This is a genomic window from Paenibacillus diazotrophicus (assembly GCF_042610465.1).
In genome coordinates this window covers 51,179-70,253 of sequence record NZ_JBGJZN010000001.1, presented here as the reverse complement: position 1 = coordinate 70,253, position 19,075 = coordinate 51,179, and the positions used below count along the sequence as shown (strand labels likewise).

General features: G+C 50.0%; 16 protein-coding genes. 5 read left to right on the top strand and 11 right to left on the bottom strand.

Annotated features, from left to right (window positions below; genetic code table 11):
• The first annotated feature begins 177 nt into the window (after positions 1-177).
• Together ACAN54_RS00290 and ACAN54_RS00285 are read left to right on the top strand one after the other, a co-directional pair.
• The gene (locus ACAN54_RS00290) at positions 178-612 is read left to right on the top strand and encodes a VOC family protein (protein WP_379150802.1); all 435 of its coding nucleotides are present in this window, start codon (positions 178-180) and stop codon (positions 610-612) included.
• Between the two features lie 184 nt (positions 613-796).
• Positions 797-1,201 carry a CBS domain-containing protein gene (locus ACAN54_RS00285; protein WP_379150799.1) on the top strand — a complete coding sequence of 135 codons (405 nt, stop codon included), beginning with the start codon at positions 797-799 and terminating at the stop codon, positions 1,199-1,201.
• A gap of 101 nt (positions 1,202-1,302) precedes the next feature.
• Here the strand turns inward: ACAN54_RS00285 and map are convergent, their stop codons facing one another.
• The 4 genes from map to lspA form a co-directional block, all read right to left on the bottom strand.
• The gene (gene map / locus ACAN54_RS00280; RefSeq protein WP_379150796.1) at positions 1,303-2,049 is read right to left on the bottom strand and encodes a type I methionyl aminopeptidase; all 747 of its coding nucleotides are present in this window, start codon (positions 2,047-2,049) and stop codon (positions 1,303-1,305) included.
• A 191-nt stretch (positions 2,050-2,240) separates the two neighbouring features.
• Complete coding sequence (cysI, locus tag ACAN54_RS00275) at positions 2,241-3,965, bottom strand: assimilatory sulfite reductase (NADPH) hemoprotein subunit (protein WP_379150793.1); 1,725 nt, start codon at positions 3,963-3,965, stop codon at positions 2,241-2,243.
• A 41-nt stretch (positions 3,966-4,006) separates the two neighbouring features.
• On the bottom strand, positions 4,007-5,869 hold the full coding sequence (locus ACAN54_RS00270; RefSeq protein WP_379154065.1) for an assimilatory sulfite reductase (NADPH) flavoprotein subunit: 1,863 nt from the start codon (positions 5,867-5,869) through the stop codon (positions 4,007-4,009).
• Positions 5,870-6,169: 300 nt separating this feature from the next.
• Positions 6,170-6,637: a signal peptidase II gene (gene lspA, locus ACAN54_RS00265; protein ID WP_379150789.1), complete on the bottom strand. Its 468-nt coding sequence runs from the start codon at positions 6,635-6,637 to the stop codon at positions 6,170-6,172.
• Between the two features lie 206 nt (positions 6,638-6,843).
• Here lspA and ACAN54_RS00260 point away from each other — a divergent pair, with 206 nt between their 5' ends.
• Positions 6,844-7,548, top strand: coding sequence for a DUF421 domain-containing protein (locus ACAN54_RS00260; protein WP_379150786.1), 705 nt, complete (start codon positions 6,844-6,846; stop codon positions 7,546-7,548).
• 109 nt (positions 7,549-7,657) lie between these two features.
• Here the strand turns inward: ACAN54_RS00260 and ACAN54_RS00255 are convergent, their stop codons facing one another.
• The 4 genes from ACAN54_RS00255 to ACAN54_RS00240 all read right to left on the bottom strand — a co-directional run bounded on the left by ACAN54_RS00255 (position 7,658) and on the right by ACAN54_RS00240 (position 14,017).
• Positions 7,658-8,632, bottom strand: a complete 975-nt coding sequence (locus ACAN54_RS00255; protein ID WP_379150783.1) for an aldo/keto reductase — start codon at positions 8,630-8,632, stop codon at positions 7,658-7,660.
• A gap of 84 nt (positions 8,633-8,716) precedes the next feature.
• Complete coding sequence (locus ACAN54_RS00250; protein ID WP_379150780.1) at positions 8,717-11,974, bottom strand: ATP-binding protein; 3,258 nt, start codon at positions 11,972-11,974, stop codon at positions 8,717-8,719.
• Complete coding sequence (locus tag ACAN54_RS00245) at positions 11,952-12,332, bottom strand: response regulator (protein WP_379150777.1); 381 nt, start codon at positions 12,330-12,332, stop codon at positions 11,952-11,954. The genes ACAN54_RS00250 and ACAN54_RS00245 overlap by 23 nt, the downstream gene beginning before the upstream one ends.
• Before the next feature lie 47 nt (positions 12,333-12,379).
• Entirely contained in the window at positions 12,380-14,017 is a 1,638-nt protein-coding gene (locus ACAN54_RS00240) for a GGDEF domain-containing response regulator (RefSeq protein ID WP_379150774.1), read from the bottom strand.
• A 235-nt stretch (positions 14,018-14,252) separates the two neighbouring features.
• On the opposite strand from ACAN54_RS00240, the gene ACAN54_RS00235 reads away from it, so the two are divergent.
• Complete coding sequence (locus tag ACAN54_RS00235) at positions 14,253-14,522, top strand: ACT domain-containing protein (protein WP_074087745.1); 270 nt, start codon at positions 14,253-14,255, stop codon at positions 14,520-14,522.
• Between the two features lie 50 nt (positions 14,523-14,572).
• Positions 14,573-15,928 (top strand): PFL family protein, encoded by a 1,356-nt coding sequence (locus ACAN54_RS00230; protein WP_440833899.1) that lies wholly within the window; start codon positions 14,573-14,575, stop codon positions 15,926-15,928.
• A gap of 49 nt (positions 15,929-15,977) precedes the next feature.
• Here ACAN54_RS00230 and ACAN54_RS00225 read toward each other — a convergent pair whose 3' ends face one another.
• The 3 genes from ACAN54_RS00225 to ACAN54_RS00215 form a co-directional block, all read right to left on the bottom strand.
• Positions 15,978-16,916 carry a sigma-70 family RNA polymerase sigma factor gene (locus ACAN54_RS00225; protein ID WP_379150766.1) on the bottom strand — a complete coding sequence of 313 codons (939 nt, stop codon included), beginning with the start codon at positions 16,914-16,916 and terminating at the stop codon, positions 15,978-15,980.
• 43 nt (positions 16,917-16,959) lie between these two features.
• Complete coding sequence (locus ACAN54_RS00220) at positions 16,960-17,406, bottom strand: carboxymuconolactone decarboxylase family protein (RefSeq protein WP_379150763.1); 447 nt, start codon at positions 17,404-17,406, stop codon at positions 16,960-16,962.
• A gap of 151 nt (positions 17,407-17,557) precedes the next feature.
• Positions 17,558-19,021 (bottom strand): MFS transporter, encoded by a 1,464-nt coding sequence (locus ACAN54_RS00215; RefSeq protein WP_379150760.1) that lies wholly within the window; start codon positions 19,019-19,021, stop codon positions 17,558-17,560.
• Positions 19,022-19,075: the final 54 nt, after the last annotated feature.

Here is a 19,075-nt window from a genome sequence, read left to right as displayed (position 1 = left end):
GAACGTTCTATCCAAACCTCCAGCACATAAGTCCCAATACTTTCCTTAAGTATATTGAAACTGCCTGCAGATTGTCTATCTATAATCAATCGTATATTTCTACAATGGACAAGCACATGATATAGTATGGAAATAAAGCGTTTGCCTTTACATTAACCTTTGTGAGGAGTGAAGCCTGTGGCGATTAATGTGTATTTCAATTTTAACGGAAATGCCCGTGAAGCTGTAGAGTTCTATGCCGAAGTATTTGGAACGGAGCCACCGCAGATAATGACATTTGGAGAGTCGCCTCCCGACCCAGCCCACCCTCTTCCCGAGGAAGCCAACCCTCTCGTAATGCACGCCATGTTGTTCATTGACGGAAGTCCAGTGATGTTCTCGGATGTTTTCCCCGGTACGCCTTATACTGAAGGGAATAACATAAACCTTACTCTAATGAATGCCGATACCGGTAAAATCAAAACGTGGTTCGATAAGCTCAAAGAAGGCGGTACTGTAATCATGGACCTGCAAGAAACCTTCTGGAGCAAATGCTATGGCAGCCTGAAAGACAAATTCGGGATCATCTGGCAGCTAAGCCACGAAGGCGGACAGAGCGGCGACAACGCTTAACCTGTCTTCCCGATCCTCCGGGTACTATAAGGATATAGGTCTCAGAACGATTCATGAGATGCTGTATCCTTTTTTCATGCAAAAAAACATCGCAAATACTATTTTTTTATGCGCTTACATGACAATCTGTGTTTTAATAAGAATACCGTTATCGGCAAATTCCGCTGTAAAGGAGCCTACACGAATGGAAATATCCGCCTTTTTGCTGCCCAAGGACCAGGTATCATTCATTACCTCCTCCATCACCATGCTGGAAGCGTTGGAACAATTGGAGAATCATTATTATTCTGCCATCCCCATCATTGATGAAGAAGGTAAATATGTGGGAACCTTATCTGAAGGAGATCTGCTGTGGAAGCTGAAGGATACGGCAGGATTAAGCTTTGAGAACATGCGGGAAGTAACCGTAAGCGATATTCAGCGTCATGTTCACAACGAAAGTGTCGAGATTCATGCCCAGATGGAGGATATGCTCACACTGGCTGCGGATCAGAATTTCGTCCCGGTTGTTGATGATCAGGGCATCTTCCTGGGTATTATCCGCCGGAAAGACATTATCGAATATTACACCCGCAATATTACTGATTAGCTGACATTCATGTTCAATCTTATACACAAGCAGCGGCTGTGCAGTCCCGGGTGGGACGGCACAGCCGCTGCTTGTGTGGGCAGGTCTAACTAGACACCGATTTACAGTTCAGTCAGGATAATGGTGCCCTGCGGAGTGATGGCCAGGGTATGCTCATACTGTGCAGACAGGCCGCCATCGATCGTGCGGGCAGTCCACCCGTCTGCATCAATCTTAGTGCGGTAACTTCCGGTATTCAGCATCGGTTCGATGGTAAATACCATACCTTCTTTGAGTCTTGGTCCCTTCCCTGCGGGTCCATAATGTGGTACCTCAGGCCCCTCATGCATTTCGGATCCGATGCCGTGACCAATGAAGTCACGTACGACGGAGAAGCCGTTCGATTCGGCATATACCTGTATCGCATGGGCAACATCCCCGATCCGGTTGCCGGCGACAGCTTGCTCAATCCCTTTAAATAATGACTCTTTAGTCGTATTCAGCAGTTTCTCCGCCTGTTCGCTGATATTGCCGATAGCGTAGGACCAGGCTGAATCCGCAAGCCAGCCATTCAGATTCACAACCATATCAATGGTTACGATATCCCCGTCTTTCAGCTCCTCATGCTTCGGAAATCCATGGCAGATCACATCGTTTACAGATGCGCAGGTCGCATAAGGATAGCCGTGATAACCCTTTTGCTCGGGAGTAGCTCCTTGGGAGAGAATAAACTTTTCGGCAAACTGGTCGATTTCCCAGGTTGTGATTCCCGGCTTAATGATTTGAGCGATTTGCCGGTGGCATTCCGCAAGGATTTTGCCGGCTGCCCGCATTTTTTCGATCTCTTCCATCGTTTTCATGATGATCATTCATTTCGCCTCTTCTGTACAGAACACATTACTTACAATAATGGCTCTTAGTTATGGTTTGGTCGTTCATCTCTATATTATGAAATATATTCGCCAAAAATCCAAATTTAATCTGAATCCTTTCAAAAAAAGAAACGAACCCTCTCTCCCTATAGAGAGATACGGGTCCGTTTCCTATTCTCGTTAAAGAATCAGTCGTGGAAATTAAGTCCAGACGTAACCGCCTTTACGTATCCGCTGCGGATCACAAAGTCCCCGAAATGCTCACCGGTTAAGCGCTCTTTGGCATAGTGGCGGATGATCGGCGCAAGCGTCGCCAGAATTTCCTGTTCATCAATATTTTCCTTATACAGCTTATTCAGACGGTCGCCGGTAAAACCTGCCCCCAGATACATGTTATATCTGCCCGGAGCCTTCCCAATGAACGAGATTTCCCCTAGTGCCGGTCTGGCACAGCCATTCGGGCAACCCGTCATGCGGATCACAATTTCTTCATCCCGAAGCCCTGCTTCGTCGATGATCAGCTCCAGCTTATCCAGCAGCAGCGGAAGATAACGTTCTGCCTCAGCCATGGCCAATCCGCAGGTCGGCAGCGCCACACAGGACATCGAGCTGCGCCGCAGAGCCGTAAGATGTGCACCATCTGTCAATCCATACTGCTTGGCGAGTTCCGTGACCTTGCGTTTCTTCAGGCTGCTGACATTGCCGATAATCAGATTCTGATTAGGGGTCAGACGGAAGTCTCCATCATGGATTTTGGCAATTTCCCGCAGACCGGTCATGAGCTTGACGCTCTCCGTGTCATGAATCCGTCCGCTCTGGATATAGAGCGTCAGATTCCATCTGCCGTTCACACCCTTCACCCAGCCGTAACGGTCTCCGTTATGGTCGAAGTGAAAGCCTCTTGCCGGTTCCAATTCCCAGCCTAAGCGATACTGCAATTCACCGATAAACCACTCCAGACCATGGCGGTCGATGGTGTATTTGAAACGGGCATTTTTGCGGACCGACCGGTTGCCGAAGTCGCGCTGGATCGTAACGGTTTTCTCCGCCAGATCAATCATTTGCTCCGGCCGGCAGAAGCCGATGACCCGTCCAAGCTGCGGATACGTGCTGGTGTCGCCATGGGTCATCCCCATACCACCGCCAACCGTAACATCGAAGCCGGCCAGCTTGCCGTCTTCCAGGACAGCGATAAAGCCCAAGTCCTGGGAGAATACATCCACATCATTGGATGGCGGGACCGCGAGGCCGATTTTGAACTTGCGCGGCAGATAAACCGGACCATAGATCGGTTCCACGATAGCTCCGTCTTTGCTGTCCACTACCTTTTCACCGTCCAGCCAGATTTCATGATAGGCAGGCGTACGCGGTGCCAGATGATCACTGATCTTGCGGGCCCACTCGTAGACCTCGCCGTGAACCTCGGACTGATACGGATTGGGACCACTCATGACATTACGATTGACGTCACCGCAAGCGGCAAGGGTAGTCATCAGCGTATCGTTAATGGTCTTGATCGTCTTTTTCAAATTCCATTTGAGTACTCCATGCATCTGAAATGCCTGTCTGGTAGTCAGCCGCAAGGTACCGTTGCCGTATTTGTGGGCCAGCTCATCCATGACCAGCCATTGTGACGGGGTAGCCACACCACCCGGTGCGACAACACGCAGCATGAATTGATAGGCCGGTTCCAGCTTCGAACGCTCCCGTTCACTGCGCAAATCCCGGTCATCCTGCATGTAGCTGCCGTGGAACTTAAGCAACCGGTTGTCATCCTCAGGCAGCCCCCCGGTGATCGGGTTCTTCAGCGTATCCACCAGAGCTCCCCGCAGGTAATTGCTCTCAAGCTTAATATGTTCAACATCACTAGGCGGGCCGCCGATGGGCTTCACCACAGATTCATTATTCGCCATTGCTGCAAGTCTCCTCTCCCGCATTCCCTGTTTGTTAAGCTTTAATATACATCGCGCTGGTAACGCTGCTCCTGCTGCAGAGTGTCCAGATAAGCCGCTGCTGCTTCAGGGCTCAATCCGCCTTCCTCCTGAATCACACTAATCAGTGCTGCGTGGACGTCGTGGGCCATATGCTTTTCGTCTCCACAGACATATACATGGGCGCCTTCCTGCAGCCAGGAATAGAGTTCCTTGCTCTGCTCCAGAATACGGTGCTGCACATAGACTTTCTCCTCAGTATCCCGGGAGAAGGCTACGTCCAGCTTATTCAGTACACCGTCCTTCAGCATCCGCTGCCAGTCTGTCTGATAAAGGAAGTCCGTCACGAAATGACGGTCTCCGTAGAACAGCCATGTCTTGCCTTCTGCCCCTTGCTCTTCACGTTCCTCCAGGAACGAACGGAACGGCGCGACTCCCGTACCGGGTCCGATCATAATCACGGGCACATCCGGATTTGCCGGAAGCTTGAAATTCGGATTGTTCTGGATATATATCGGTAAAGTGTCTCCTGGCTGTACACGCTCCGCGCAGTGAACCGAGCATACACCATAGCGTTCTCGTCCATGGGATTCATAGCGTACCGCCCGTACAGTGAAATGAACCTCTTCAGGATTGGCATTATAACTACTGGCGATAGAGTATAATCTTGCCGGAAGCTTGCGCAGAATGGTTACGAAGCTACGGGCCGGGACATCCCATGGCGCGAAATCCTGAATCAGATCGAGCAGATCGCGACCCTGGATATATTCTTTTAGCTGGTTGGAACGGTCCGGAAGCAGCAGTTCATGAAGCGCCGGCGCTGCGGACAGCTTGGCTGCCTGCTCCAGCAGCGGCTTGGTCAGGACGGTTATTTCATAGTGGCGGAGAAGGGCCTCCTGCAGAGTGCCCTCTTCCCCCTTTTTGTTCAGAGGAACAGTTTCTCCGGAATTCCAGCCCATGGCAGCAATGATCTCCTCAACCAGGCGGGGGTGATTCTCGGGATAGACTCCAAGCGAGTCTCCAGGTTCGAAGGTCATGTTAGAACCTGCGAGCGACAGCTCCAAATGGCGGGTTTCCCGGTCCGAGCCGCGTCCGTTCAGATTCACATTCTCCAGCACCTCAGCCTGAAAAGGATGATTGCGGGAATACGCAGATTGCAGCGATTCCGCATGTTCAGCCGCGAGTACGGCCTCTTCAGCAATTACCGGGGCACCCTGGGCACCGTTAAGGGCGGTAATCACTTGTTCTATCCAATCAGCGACCGGTTCGTCATAGTCCAGATCGCAGTCCACACGCGGGCTCAGGCGCTGTCCGCCAAGCTCTTCCAGCTTCTTGTCGAAATCCTTGCCAGTCTGGCAGAAGAATTCATAAGAGGTATCCCCAAGAGCCAGCACTGAATATCTCAGATGATTCAGTTGAGGCGCTCTTTTGCTATATAGAAATTCGTGAAACGACCGGGCATTATCCGGCGGTTCGCCTTCTCCATGGGTGCTGACCAGAATCAGAAGATTCTCCACCTTCTTCAGCCCATTCGGCTTAAAGCTATTCATGGCAGATACGGTAACCTCGAAACCCTGCTCCTTCAGCTTGCCTGACAGGCTGGAGGCGAGACGCTGGCAGTTACCAGTCTGCGATCCGAAGAGCACTGTGATCTCACGGGAAACAGGCGGCTGGGCAATCGCAGTTGAAGCAGCAGCAACACCTGTACCGGATGCCGCAAGCACAGCCGGCACTGCAGTTGTTACAGTTGATGCGCCCTGCAGTGTCAGTGCAGATATATATCCGCCAAGCCAAATCTGCTGTGTCTGCGTCAATGACGGCAGAAGGCGGTTTAGAAGCTCCACTTGTTCCTCATTAAAAGGACTGTTCGTAACATGTAATTGCAACACTATCGACCTCTCCTCGCATGAAATCTGCTTCCCTCTTAACATCATGAATTCAGGCTATCACAATTATATGAAACGATCAACGAGGGATAATGCTGCTAAATTAATACTATATAACCAATAATTTCAATAAAACGCACAAAAGCCGGTTAAATCATAGTAAAAAGCTTTGATTTAACCAGCTTCATCATATTTAGTGATAACTTCTATTAGATAAAATGATATTAATTATTCGATAAATTTGTAAGAATTCAGCCATTCACATTCAAACCAGGGAGATTCCAGCCTGAAGGAATTATATTATCTTTTAAAAGATAAACGTGTCAGCGGTCCCTTCAGCAGATGATCCACCACGAGCAGTCCTCCGGCGTTGATCGCCAAATCTGCAAGGTTCAGAATGCCGCCCCGGCTACCGAAGACCAGAAAATCAGTCACCTGATGATAAATCACACGATCAAGGGCGTTCCCGATGGCTCCTCCTACCAGAAATCCGCTCGCTGCTTCCAGCAAAGGTCCGCGCAGCTCCCCCTTGTGTCTGTAATAGAACACCGCAGCAACGAAGACTATTGCAACTATAGCGAAATACTGGCCAAATCCCTGAAAAGAGCTGAACGCTGCACCACTGTTCTCGTAATACGTAAACTGCAGATGTCCGCTCCACACAGGAATACTCTCACCCAGCTGCATATGAGAGCGCACCGCCCACTTGGCCCCCTGGTCCGCAATAACGATCAATAGGGATATCAAATAAAAAAGCGTAATAGCCACCTCCTCTTCATTCTTTATAAATAAGCGTACTATTCATTCTCCATGCTCAGCTTATCACAGGAAGATCCAAGATTCATCCCTGTCACTCTTCTAAGGAACCACCCGGCTGGAGCGGCATATGTTTCATGTTACAACGGAAGGTGTATGGGTTATACATTCTTAGATCTGCGATCTGCAATCCAAATCGCATCAGGGAGGTAACAACTATGGATTACCTATCCGTATTAGTGAAACTTACAGCGGGATTCACCGGCTTATGGGCCATGACAAGATTGCTTGGCAAAAAGGAAATCTCCGCTTTAACGCCTTTCGACTTTATCTCTGCTGTAATTCTTGGCGATTTGGTAGGAAACACCATTTATGAGCCGGATAAGTCGGTACTGCTGCTGCTATTTGCTCTGGCAGTATGGACCGTGCTCTCCATTCTCTTTGAAAAGATCACACAGCGGGTCCGCAAGCTGCGCAAACCGCTGGAGGGTGAGCCGGAAATTCTCATCCGTGACGGTAAGCTTGATCTCTCCAGACTCCGCAAAAACAATCTGGACTTCGAGCAGCTGAGAATGATGCTGCGTGCGAAGGATACCTTCTCCGTAAATGAGGTGGCCTATGCCATTTATGAAACCAACGGATCGCTCAGTATCCTTAAGAAACCTGAATATGAGCCGGCTCCCCGCAAAGATCTGAACCTCGCGCCACAGAGCGTACAGCTCCCCCGCAGTCTCGTGGAAGCCGGTGTGGTACAGCGGGACACGCTGGCCAGTCTCGGCCATGATGAAACCTGGCTGCGCCGGAAGCTTCAGGAGCTTGGCCATCCGGATCTGGATTTAGTGGCATATGCGGAAATTAACGAGGAAGGGGACCTTGTCATCATTCGTTCCACCTCTCAGGATTCAAATCCCGGTGAATATTAATCATAGAATAAAAAAAACACGGGGCATCCCAAAGGATACTCCCGTGCTGGCCGGCTGCTGCAGAGAATATGCAGCAGCCGGTTTCCTATATTGATTTCTTTCGCAACATTTACCAGGCGTAGGCTTCCGGTGCCGGACGGCCCGGTCCCGGGAAGATCTCATCCAGCTTCTTCAGCGTATCTGCTTCGAGCACGATCTCGGTGACTCTGAGCGAATCTTCGAACTGTTCAATCGTCCGCGGCCCAATGATCGGTGCAGTCACAGCCGGATTAGCAAGTACCCAGGCCAATGCCACTTGATCCTCATGCTCTCCAAGCTCCTTGCAGAGCGCGGAGAATTGCTCCAGCTGGCCCCGGTGCTGCTCCAGTTTGGCCGAACGGGCGCTGCGTACGCCCGATTTGGACAGCGCATTACGTCCCAGCAAGCCGCCGGCCAGCGGACTCCATGGAATCACTCCCAGGCCAAGCTCCTGCGAAGCCGGAAGAACCTCCAGTTCCGGTGTCCGCTCCAGCAGGTTATACAGATGCTGCTCGGAGACGAGCCCCAGGAAGTGGCGTTCCTTGGCTTTTGCCTGGGCAGCGGCAATATGCCAGCCCGCAAAGTTGCTGGACCCGATGTAATCGGCTTTGCCTTGGGAGACCAGAATTTCAAAAGCCCCCCACAGCTCGTCCCAGGAAACATTACGGTCGATATGATGCATTTGATACAGCTCAATATGATCCGTCTGCAGACGTTTCAGTGAGCCTTCGAAATGCCGTCTGATCTTGTACGCAGACAAACCGGCACCTGAATTGGGACCGTCCTGCTCGTCGAACATGTCATTATAAACCTTGGTAGCCAGGACGACCTTCTCACGGCGGCCGCCTCCCTGCTGAAACCATCGGCCGATAATCTCTTCGGTCCAGCCGCGCCGGTCATTACCGCCATATACATTGGCTGTATCAAAAAAGTTAATGCCTGCGTCCAAGGCTGCGTCCATAATTCTGAAGGCTTCCTTCTCCTCGGTTTCCGGACCAAAATTCATGGTACCCAAACAGAGCTGGCTGACTTTTAATCCGGATTTACCTAAATAACTGTATTTCACTCGCATTTCCTCCCTTACAATCCTGATTGGTTGTCTGTTTCAACCTCACTATATACCTTAGAGTCTACTGTAAGGCAAGAGCTATTACAGGGTATTGTCCGGGAAAAGGACTTCACCCGACTTCAGCCGGATATCCACAATTGCCTGCAGTGTACTGGACAGCTCACCCGGCGGATAAGGCTTGGTCAGATAGGTCTTCACGTTCTCAAGCATGCTTTTATCTGTTTTGTCTAATGCCGAGGAGATCACAATAGGAACCTGTTCGGTCCGGGGATCATTTTTGAGCATACGGATCAGATCCCATCCGTCCAGCTCCACACCCAGCATCAGATCCACGACGATAGCCACAAAAGAGGAATTTATAGCCTGGTCGAATGCTTTTTGCGGATGATAGTGATGGGTGACCTGGAAGCCTTTGCCCTTTAGCTCCTCCGAGAGCAGCAGCGACAGACTGTAATCATCTTCTACAATCATCACATTCGGTTTCTCTTCCTTGTCCATTCCCCACTTGGCGGATTCTTCCACAGGTCTGCTGTCCTCTGCAATCTCTACAGGCAAGCTGAACCAAACGGTCGTACCTTCACCCTCCACCGACTCGATGCCGATAGCCCCTTGATGCTTTTCAATAATTTCCTTGCATATCGCAAGCCCCAGTCCGGTGCCACCGATCCGCTTGGATGCACTGTTGTCCACTCTTCTGAATTTCTGGAACAGCTGGCTAATCTGATTCTTGGGAATACCCAGCCCGTAATCCTGAATCCGCACGATAATCTGATTCGGCTCATTGCGGAGCAGCACCTTGACTTCATGGCTTTCCGGCGAGAATTTGATGGCATTGCTCAGCAGGTTGGTGAGCACCTGAATGATTTTGTCCCTGTCAACAGCCACCTCATCGTGTACAGCTCCGTCTTCCAGAAGGATATGATGAGTGCTGCTAAGTTTATATTGATCAATAACCCCAAGCACAATTTCACTAAGATGTGCTGTTTCGACGTGATACTGCTGTGTGCCTGACTCCATACGCTGCAAATCCAGAAAATCATTGATCAGCTCCGTCAGACGTTTCGCTTCCTTGTGAATCGTCTCCAGATATTTCAGCTGCTTCTCCGGCTTCATGGTTTTGGACAGCAGCAGCTCTGTGAAGCCAAGGACACTGGACAGCGGAGTCCGCAGTTCATGGCTGACCGTGCTGACTAGCTCGGATTTCATCAGATCAAGCTCATACTCCCGGGTTATATCACGGTGTACGAACAGCGTCCCTATCCGTTCTTTACGGCGAAGAACCGGAATCGCATAGACATCCACATGCTTAATCTCTTCGCTGCCCAGCGAATATTTCATGGTGCTGGAATCCACGGCCGCTTCGGACATCGCATGCTCATAGAACTGCCGGAGCTCAGTTGATTCGTTAGATTTACCGGTGAACGCATCCAGCCAATCCTCTGCAGAAACCAGTGAATCTCCAGTCCTGTCACTATAGCGGAACAACTGATTAAGCGCCTTGTTGATATGCTGAATTACGCCTGCGGTATTGACGAACTGAATACCTTCATTGACATTGTTGAGAATATCGCGGTTCAGCTTACGCCCGTGTTCGATTTCTTCATACATCATAAGCCGTTCGATCGCCAGTGCCACCCGGCTCATGAGCCCCTGAATCTCGCTCAGCTCTTCTTCAGTGAAGGTACGGCCAATCCGACTGCCGCAGAAGACGGCCAGAATCTCGTTACTGCTGCCTACTACGGAAGTGTAGTAATCGTAGCAATAGACTTCATCCGGAGATATGCCCTGTTCCCGAGGCGAGCCGGTTCTTTTGACAATATAGGATTTCTCCTCACCCAGCCGGTGCAGAATATCAGAATGATTATGATCGAGGTAGCGCTCCACATTCGCTTTCGGTACACCTTTGACAACGGCAATCTTATCCTTGACCAGAAGGAACAGACTGGAATCAAAACCATAGATCCGGTTCATGAACCCGCTGAATTTCTCGGCAAATTCCTGTTTGTCCAATGTGTAGGTGAGATCATGATTCAACTGGTTATAACGCTCCAGCATGAAGGTAGTCTGTTCCGTATTCTGGAGGGTAACCGCCAGCTGCTGCTGCACATTTTTCAGGGAGGTGATATTGTTCGCGATCAGGATATACTGGTAGACTTTACCCTCATCGTTCAAATACGGCATGACCATCATATGGAGCCATACAGAACCCTGATCTTCCTTCGCCAGAACTTCTGTTTCCCCGCTCCAGTCCCCGCCAGTCGATAATTTACTGATGATCTGCTCCACCTGAGCGGCGTCAATATTCAGAAGCTTGAATAACCGGAAAGGATGACCGATAATTTCAGAATTTCTGTAGCCTGTATAGCTGCTAAGGTTATCATTTGCATAAGTGAACAGCCCTTTTGCCGACAGAATGCCGACAGCCGAGGTCTGATCGAGTGCTTTCATCATGCTATTAATTTCGCTTAAAGAACGCTCCAGCTTGAACTGCTGGTCCTGAAGCTCATCCTGCTGGGCGTGCAGCTCTTCGTTCTGCATCGTCAGCTCTTCTTCCTTGTCCTGTATGCTGCGTGCCATGTTCAGGAAGGCCTCATACAAACGGCCCATCTCATCCCGCTTGTTCAGACTGCCCAGCAGAACCGCCTCACCTGCAGCAAGCGAATGAGCAGCCTCCTCCAGCCGGACAATCGGATCAATCAGAACCTTCAGCATCCGCCAGATCATTAAGGTAAAGAACAGAAGCAGGAAGGCACTGATCCCAAAAGCCGCAACGGTATAGCTGTCAGCCTTCCGAATGGAACGGTCTGCCAATTCGCTCAGCTTCTCATCTGATCTGGTCTTGAAGGTCTTGGTATAGGCAAGAAAATCATTCAAGGCCTGCGTACTACCGCTCTGCGAAAGGTTGCGGATGCCCTCATAGTCATCTTTTTCAATCATACGGATTACTTTTGGCAGTGTTTGATTCTTGTAGTTCGTATAATAAGCGGATAGAGCATCCCGGTACTCCGCCTCTTCGGGTGACAAATCCAGCCCGGAATATTGCTTCAGAATATCATCCAGATTCTCAAGTGCCGTATTTAACATTCCCAGCTCACTTGTGCTCTTCAAGGCAACATACCCGCGGGCCCGGAAAAATACTTCATTCAGCATCCCGGCCAACTGGTCTATGGTATGCGCTTTGTTCTGCAGGAGCTCACGTTCCGACTTCAGCCTGCTTTGCTGGGAATTGATATAGAAGAACAGGACACTGATTGACAGAACCAGAAACGTGAATAACAGAGTAATAATCCGAAAATATTTAGTTTTCATGCTGACATTAGAGGGATGCGTTGTTCTCACTGAGAATACCCTCCACAATCTGCAGGAGTTCCATCGGGCTGAATGGCTTAGGCATAAAATATTGCGCTCCGGCCTCACGGGCTTTACTGCGGTCATTCTCCTGGGCCTTTGCGGTCAGCATTAGGATAGGCAGGGTGTGAATCTGCTCGTTTCCAATCGCCTCCAGAACTTCAATTCCTGTCATCTCCGGCATCATATAATCCAAAATGACCAGGTCATACTGATCCTCTGAAAGCTTGATCAGCGCTTCGGCGCCATTCTCAGCGGTATGGATCACCACATTGTCCAAATCCTCTAGTGTATCTTCAATCAGCATACGCAGAACTTCTTCGTCATCAACTACAAGTACTTTTTGCATTCAATCCTCACCCTTCTGTTCCTCATGATGTTGTGCACTTTTCTGTTTTAGAACAGAAATCTGTGAGCCAACCGCTCGATTCGGGTCAGCAGCTCCGGCAGATGAAACGGCTTCACTACATAATCATCGGCCCCCATCTGCAATGCATGAATAATATCGCGCTGGTTATTCCTTCCGGTGAGCATGATTACCAGAATATTCACTTCCGGGTAGTTGCTGCGGATCCGTTCCAGAACCTCCAGTCCATCCAGCTCCGGCATGATTCCATCCAGCAAAATAATATATTTACCGCCTTGCGTATACCAGTCCGATTCCAGGAATAGCAGACCGTTGGCATAACTGCTGACCTTGACAAGATCAATACCTACCGGATCCCAGGAGGCAAAATGATGGGTCACAATCCGCCGGATCAGCGCATCGTCATCCACCACAATTACATTCAGCTGTGAGTCGGTTTTGTCGGTGTCGAGCTTGTCCGTATACAGGGTATTCCGGTTCCTTCCCCTGTGCTTGCTTGCGTACAGCGCCTGGTCTGCTTCCCCGATCAGCCTGTCAGGTTCATTCAGTTCCTCACGAATCTCTGTAATGCCTCCGGAGAAGGTCACTTGAAATTCTTCTTTTTTGGCGGTAAAACATCTTGATGCAAGCTGCTGCTGAATCCGGTCCACGACCAGCAAAGCGGAAGCAGCGTCCGTATTAGGCATGAACAAGGCGAACTCTTCCCCTCCGAAGCGGCAAAAGGTATCTTCCACACGAATCGAATGGCGCACTACGTCCGTAAAGGTCTGCAGCACTTGATCCCCCATCTGGTGGCCGTAGGTGTCATTCACCAGCTTGAAATAATCAAGGTCCATAAGTGCCAGGGAAAAAATCCGTCCGGTCCGCCGGAAATCAGATACCAGCTGCTTCATGGTCTGGTTAAAATATCTGCGGTTGAACGCCCCGGTCAGCTCATCCACGATAATTGATTCCTGCCATTCCCGCTTCAGATCAAAACGGTTTTTGATCAGTACCAGGAACAAATCGATATCCAGGGGCTTCGGCATGTAATCCATCACCCCCAATGAATAGGCGTACATTTGAATATCCTTGGAATGCTCTCCGCTGACGATAATTATAGGAATCCGTTCTTTCTTCGCCTTGCCGATAATTTGCCTCAGCACATCAATCCCGCTCTGGTCCGGGAGCAGAATGTCGAGCAGAATCAAGTCCGGTTTGCTCTCATAAAATATTTTCAATCCGCGTTCGGCGGATAAGGCAATACTTACATAATAGGACTGCTTCTCCAGGGCTTCACGCATAAAAGCCACCAGTTCCACATCGTCATCAATGATCAGAATTTCTTGCTGGATCGGCATGTCGTGAAGATGCCCTGTTTGAAGCGAATGCGGGCCTGGCGGCTCTACCCCTGCATCTGTTTCGTCATCAAATAGCTCCAGCAGCGGGTACAAATAATCTCCCCACTCCTTTTCCGGCCAGCTGCGGTGGATATCCTCCGTGAAGTAGAGCAACGTGCTGTCTGCCAGCTTCTCGATCTTGAATAATCCTACGGTTCCAGCGGTACCCTTCAAATTATGAAGGAAACGGTAAATGTCCTTTTCACTTACGACATCCTGTGTTGACCAGGCTTGAAGTGTTTGTCTGGTACGCTGCTCGACCAGCTCTTTGTATTTTCTAGTTGTCATGATAACTCCTTCGAGCTGCTAGTATATGCGAGGCTGTAAACATAGCTTTATTAATCTGTCAACTGTATTCTATTTAAAATGGGGCTTAAGCGCAAATCAGTGAGCAGACGGACAAAAAAACTTCGGTTGTCGATTGTCCAATCCTTTGCCATAATAATTGAAACGGTTCATTCCGTTAAAGCGGCGGATGGGCAAAGCATTAGATAAACATTAATTATAATAGGAGGCTTTTTCATTGAAGGGGATTATAACAGTACTGGGAAAAGACAAAGTAGGTATTATCGCAAAGGTATGCACCTATCTCGCAGGCCACAATTTGAACATTCTGGACATTTCACAGACGATTGTACAGGATTATTTCAACATGATGATGATAGTGGATATATCCGCACCAAGTAAATCTTTTGAAGAGATTGTAGAAGATCTGCAGCATGTCGGCGAAGAGATCGGCGTTGAGATCAAGCTCCAGCATGAAGATATCTTTAATATTATGCATCGGATTTAAACGGCTAAAGATGAATATATATGAATAAAATTTAAGGAGTTAAACCTATGATTTCAATTGGCGAAGTACAGGAAACGAATAAAATGATCCGGGAAATGAATCTGGATGTCCGTACAATTACAATGGGAATCAGCCTCATGGACTGTGCCCACACGGATATGCGGGTGTTCAATCAGAATGTATATGACAAAATTACCCGCTCTGCTGAGAAGCTGGTAAAAACCGGTGAGGATCTGGAACGCCAATTCGGGGTACCGATTGTCAACAAGCGGATTTCGGTGACTCCGATCTCCATTGCTGCCGGTGCAATCCATACGGACACCTATGTGCCGGTAGCCGAAATTCTGGACAAGGCGGCAAAAGAGGTAGGTGTAAACTTCATCGGTGGATTTTCTGCCCTGGTCCAGAAGGGCTGTACCAAAGGCGACCGGATTCTGATCGACAGTATCCCTGAAGCGCTGGCAGTTACTGAAAGAGTCTGCTCCTCCGTCAACGTGGGCTCCTCGCGCAGCGGGATTAATATGGATGCTGTGAAGCTGATGGGCGATATTATTCTTCAGACCGCTGAACGCACCAAGGACCGCGATTCCATCGGATGTGCCAAGCTGGTCGTCTTCTGCAATGCAGTCGAGGACAACCCGTTCATGGCCGGTGCTTTTCACGGTGTTGGTGAGCGTGAATGTGTAATCAACGTTGGCGTCAGCGGTCCTGGAGTAATCAAGCGTGCACTGGAGGAAGTGAAGGGCCACGACTTCGAGACCCTTTGCGAGACGATCAAGCGTACCGCCTTCAAGGTTACCCGCGTGGGACAACTGGTAGCCCAGGAAGCCTCCAAACGGCTGAATGTGCCTTTTGGCATTATCGATCTGTCTCTGGCACCTACTCCGCTGATCGGTGATTCCATCGCCGAGATCTTCCAGGTGATGGGGCTCGAGGAGGCTGGAGCACCCGGCACAACTGCCGCGCTTGCCATCCTTAATGACAATGTGAAAAAAGGCGGCGTTATGGCTTCATCCTATGTAGGGGGACTAAGCGGCGCCTTTATCCCGGTCAGTGAAGACCATGGGATGATCCAGGCGGTACAGCGCGGCGCGCTGACCCTGGAGAAGCTGGAAGCGATGACCTGTGTCTGCTCCGTCGGGCTCGACATGATTGCAATACCAGGTAGCACCAGCAAAGAAACCATTGCAGGCATCATTGCTGACGAAGCTGCTATCGGCATGGTCAACAACAAGACTACTGCAGTCCGCGTGATTCCGGTCATCGGCAAAGAAGTAGGCGAAATGGTTGAATTCGGCGGTCTGCTCGGCTATGCGCCAGTTATGGCCGTGAACAAGTTCGACTGTTCCGGGTTCGTGAACCGGGGTGGGCGTATTCCTGCTCCGATACACAGCTTCAAGAACTAGATCCACGAAGAAGCGCTGCCTTCCTATGATACGGGAAGCAGCGCTTTTTTTAGTTCACATGACCTAGCTTGCTGGCAGCCATCATCAGATACAAGTCCTGAATGTGCTCTCCACTCTTATCCAATACCAGACAGAGCACTGCTCTAACCTCACCCTGCCGCTTGAACACTAGATTCTGCTCGCCGTTAATCCTGTTCGTTGAGATTTCCCACTCATGCATCTGTTTCAGCACCCGCCGTGAGGTCAGCAGTGCCAGCACACCTTTACGGCCTTTCATTGGTCTAAGAATCGTATGCACTTCCTTCGCCCCTCCATCGCAGACAAGGACAGGATGCTCACCCAGCAGCGCAAGCATTCCTTCAATATCATAAGCGGTAAACGCAGCTGTGAACCGGTTCAGCAGCTGTTCTCTTGAAGCACTACCGCCGGGTGCCGGATGCAGTTCAGAAGTTGGTCTGGCTTGGAGTGTGCGTTTCGCCCGGCTAAAGATCTGCCGGCAATTGCTCTCTGACTTGCCGACCATTTCTGCAATGGCATCATATCCGTATTGAAAAGCCTCTCTCAGCACAAACACTGCCCGTTCTGTTGGAGACAGCAGTTCCAGCAGCACTAGAAAAGCATAGGAGAGCGTATCTTTCCGTTCCACTGAAGCTTCGGGCTCATCATAAGCGTCACTTACCGGCTCAGGGAGCCACTGACCTATATAGGTCTCCCTGCGGCTTCTCGCCGATCCAAGCATATTCAGACAACGGTTGGTGATTCCCTTAGCCACATATGCCTTCATATTGTGAATATTGCTTGAGCCAAGGCGCTGCATCTCCGCAAAGCAATCCTGTACTGTATCCTCTGCATCGCCTACTGATCCAAGCATCCTGTATGCAATGGAAAAGCCGTAACGATAGTAGCTGCGGAAGAGTTCCTCCAGGCTGCTACCCTGCACTGGCTCTGGACTTGTTCCCGTACCTGGCTTACTTGCCCAGTCTTTCACTGCTGTCCCTCCTGTACCTTATACCTGCCTTTTCTCTAATCAGTTAGTCAAAACAACCCGGATACATTCCGGTAGAAATCGCCATCCGGTTCCAATTGTTGATTGTATTCATCGCCAGAATCCAGTCTACATACTCCTCTTGGCTGAAATGCTCCATAACCTTGTCATACAGAGGCGCGGGAACTCCTTGTTGGCTGATAAGGGTTACGGCTTCTGCAAGCTCAAGCAGCACCTTTTCCTTGGCTGTAAACAGCGGAACCTCATGCCACACACTAAGCAACAGAATATGGTCAGCATAGTCACCAAGCTTCAACAATTCCTTGGCGTGCATATCCAGACAGAAGGCGCAGCCATTGATCTGGGAGACACGTATTTTTACTAATTCATAGGATACCTTATCTTTTATCCGCTCGCCCGCCTGTTGCTCCAGTGCCCTCATTGCCTTAAAAACCGGAGCGTTCACCACTCTGTGATTAAATCTTAAACTCATTCTCATCGCCTCCATAAATGTGTGTACATATTGAAGACAATGCAAAGTGTGTATTTGTGACAAAGGCCTATAATCGCGGGCCATCTGGCTGCAAAAAGTACGATCGAATGGATTCATCTCGAGCTTTCAGTATAAGCTTCCCGGCCCACTATCAAACTGCGGCTTTCTTTGCCTTCTTAGCCTTTTTAATGCTGATCATCCGCCAGCCGGTCAGCAGCGCTGATACCAGGCAGATGGCTGATGAGGTCATGAATACGACATGCATGCCGGAGAGGAAAATATCCGGACGGCCCGGAATCAGGCCGGTTACACGGTAGCCAGCCTTGCTGCTCATCACATTGAAGAGTATGGATGTGGCAATCGTAATCCCGACAACCATCCCGACATTGCGGACCAGCGAGTTGACACTGCCTGCCGAACCCAGCTGGGTCCGCGGCACTTTGGACATGATCAGCGAGTTGTTGGGTGATTGGAACAGTCCGCTGCCGATGCCGAGCATGGCGATCCACACACCCACCAGCGCTACTGCACTTCCTTCATGCAGGCGGGCCAGGCCGAATTGGGCGATAACCATCACGATCAGTCCGGCGAAGGTCAGGAATTCGGAGCCGATTTTATCAGACCATGCACCGCTTAGCGGAGCCACAATTACCATGGATATCGGGAACAGCATAAGCAGAAACCCGGCATAGAATGGCGAGAGGTTCAGCATGTTCTGCGCGTAGAAGGGGGCAATAATGTTGAAGCAGAAGTTCGTTACGAATACTAGGAACGCACATAGGATACTGAGAGAAAATAAAGGATTTTTGAACAGTGACAGCTGCAGAAGCGGTTGATTCCGGCGCAACTCTACTGTAATAAACGCAATAAAAGCTGCGGTTGCGGCAACCAGCGCCGAGAGAATCCGGCTGTCCCCGTACCCGAGCTGTTGTCCGAGCAGCAGACCAGCGAACAAGGTTACGATGAATATGGCGAACAGCAGGCTTCCCGGGAGATCGATTCTGGATTTTACTCGGATCAGATCTTTCGGAAGCACCTTCCACCCTAGTACAATTGCGATTATGCCAATCGGCACATTCACCCAGAATATATATTCCCAGCCTAATGCGGAGACGATAATCCCGCCCAGGCTGGGTCCTGCTATACTTCCAAGCGACACGAAGGTTCCGATCAGCCCTAGCGCTTTGCCTCGCTCCGTAGCCGGGAAAATGTCTGTGACAATCCCCTGGCTGTTGGCCATGGTCATCGAAGCACCAATCGCCTGAATGACCCGGGAAGCGATCAGAAACGGCAGGCTTGCACTCAGACCGCAGAGTAGTGAGCCAATGATAAAGATCACCGTTCCGATTTTGAAAATCCGGATCTTGCCGGCGATATCTCCCAGCTTTCCGAAGAACAAAATGACCGCGCATATCGCCATTAAATAACCAGTAGTAACCCACTCGACCTGTGCTATCGGCAGCTGCAGCTTCTTCACTAGCACTGGCAAGGCAATATTCACAATGCTTCCGTCAAGCGTGGACATAAAGGTGAACAAATTCAGAACGATTAGAATCATCCAGCGTTTCTTCTGAACCGCCGCATCCTCCTGATAGGTTGCACTAAGTGTACTCATATTTAGCACCCTCTTTAAACAGTTTTCGCATATAGTTGCGTCCGCAACGAATTG

Excerpts from the sequence above, each read along its gene's own strand:
- ACAN54_RS00285 (WP_379150799.1), top strand. The coding sequence starts at position 797 with ATGGAAATATCCGCCTTTTTGCTGCCCAAGGACCAGGTATCATTCATT.
- map (WP_379150796.1), bottom strand. The coding sequence starts at position 2,049 with ATGATCATCATGAAAACGATGGAAGAGATCGAAAAAATGCGGGCAGCC.
- cysI (WP_379150793.1), bottom strand. The coding sequence starts at position 3,965 with ATGGCGAATAATGAATCTGTGGTGAAGCCCATCGGCGGCCCGCCTAGT.
- ACAN54_RS00260 (WP_379150786.1), top strand. The coding sequence starts at position 6,844 with ATGGATTACCTATCCGTATTAGTGAAACTTACAGCGGGATTCACCGGC.
- ACAN54_RS00245 (WP_379150777.1), bottom strand. The coding sequence starts at position 12,332 with ATGCAAAAAGTACTTGTAGTTGATGACGAAGAAGTTCTGCGTATGCTG.
- ACAN54_RS00240 (WP_379150774.1), bottom strand. The coding sequence starts at position 14,017 with ATGACAACTAGAAAATACAAAGAGCTGGTCGAGCAGCGTACCAGACAA.
- ACAN54_RS00220 (WP_379150763.1), bottom strand. The coding sequence starts at position 17,406 with ATGAGTTTAAGATTTAATCACAGAGTGGTGAACGCTCCGGTTTTTAAG.
- ACAN54_RS00215 (WP_379150760.1), bottom strand. The coding sequence starts at position 19,021 with ATGAGTACACTTAGTGCAACCTATCAGGAGGATGCGGCGGTTCAGAAG.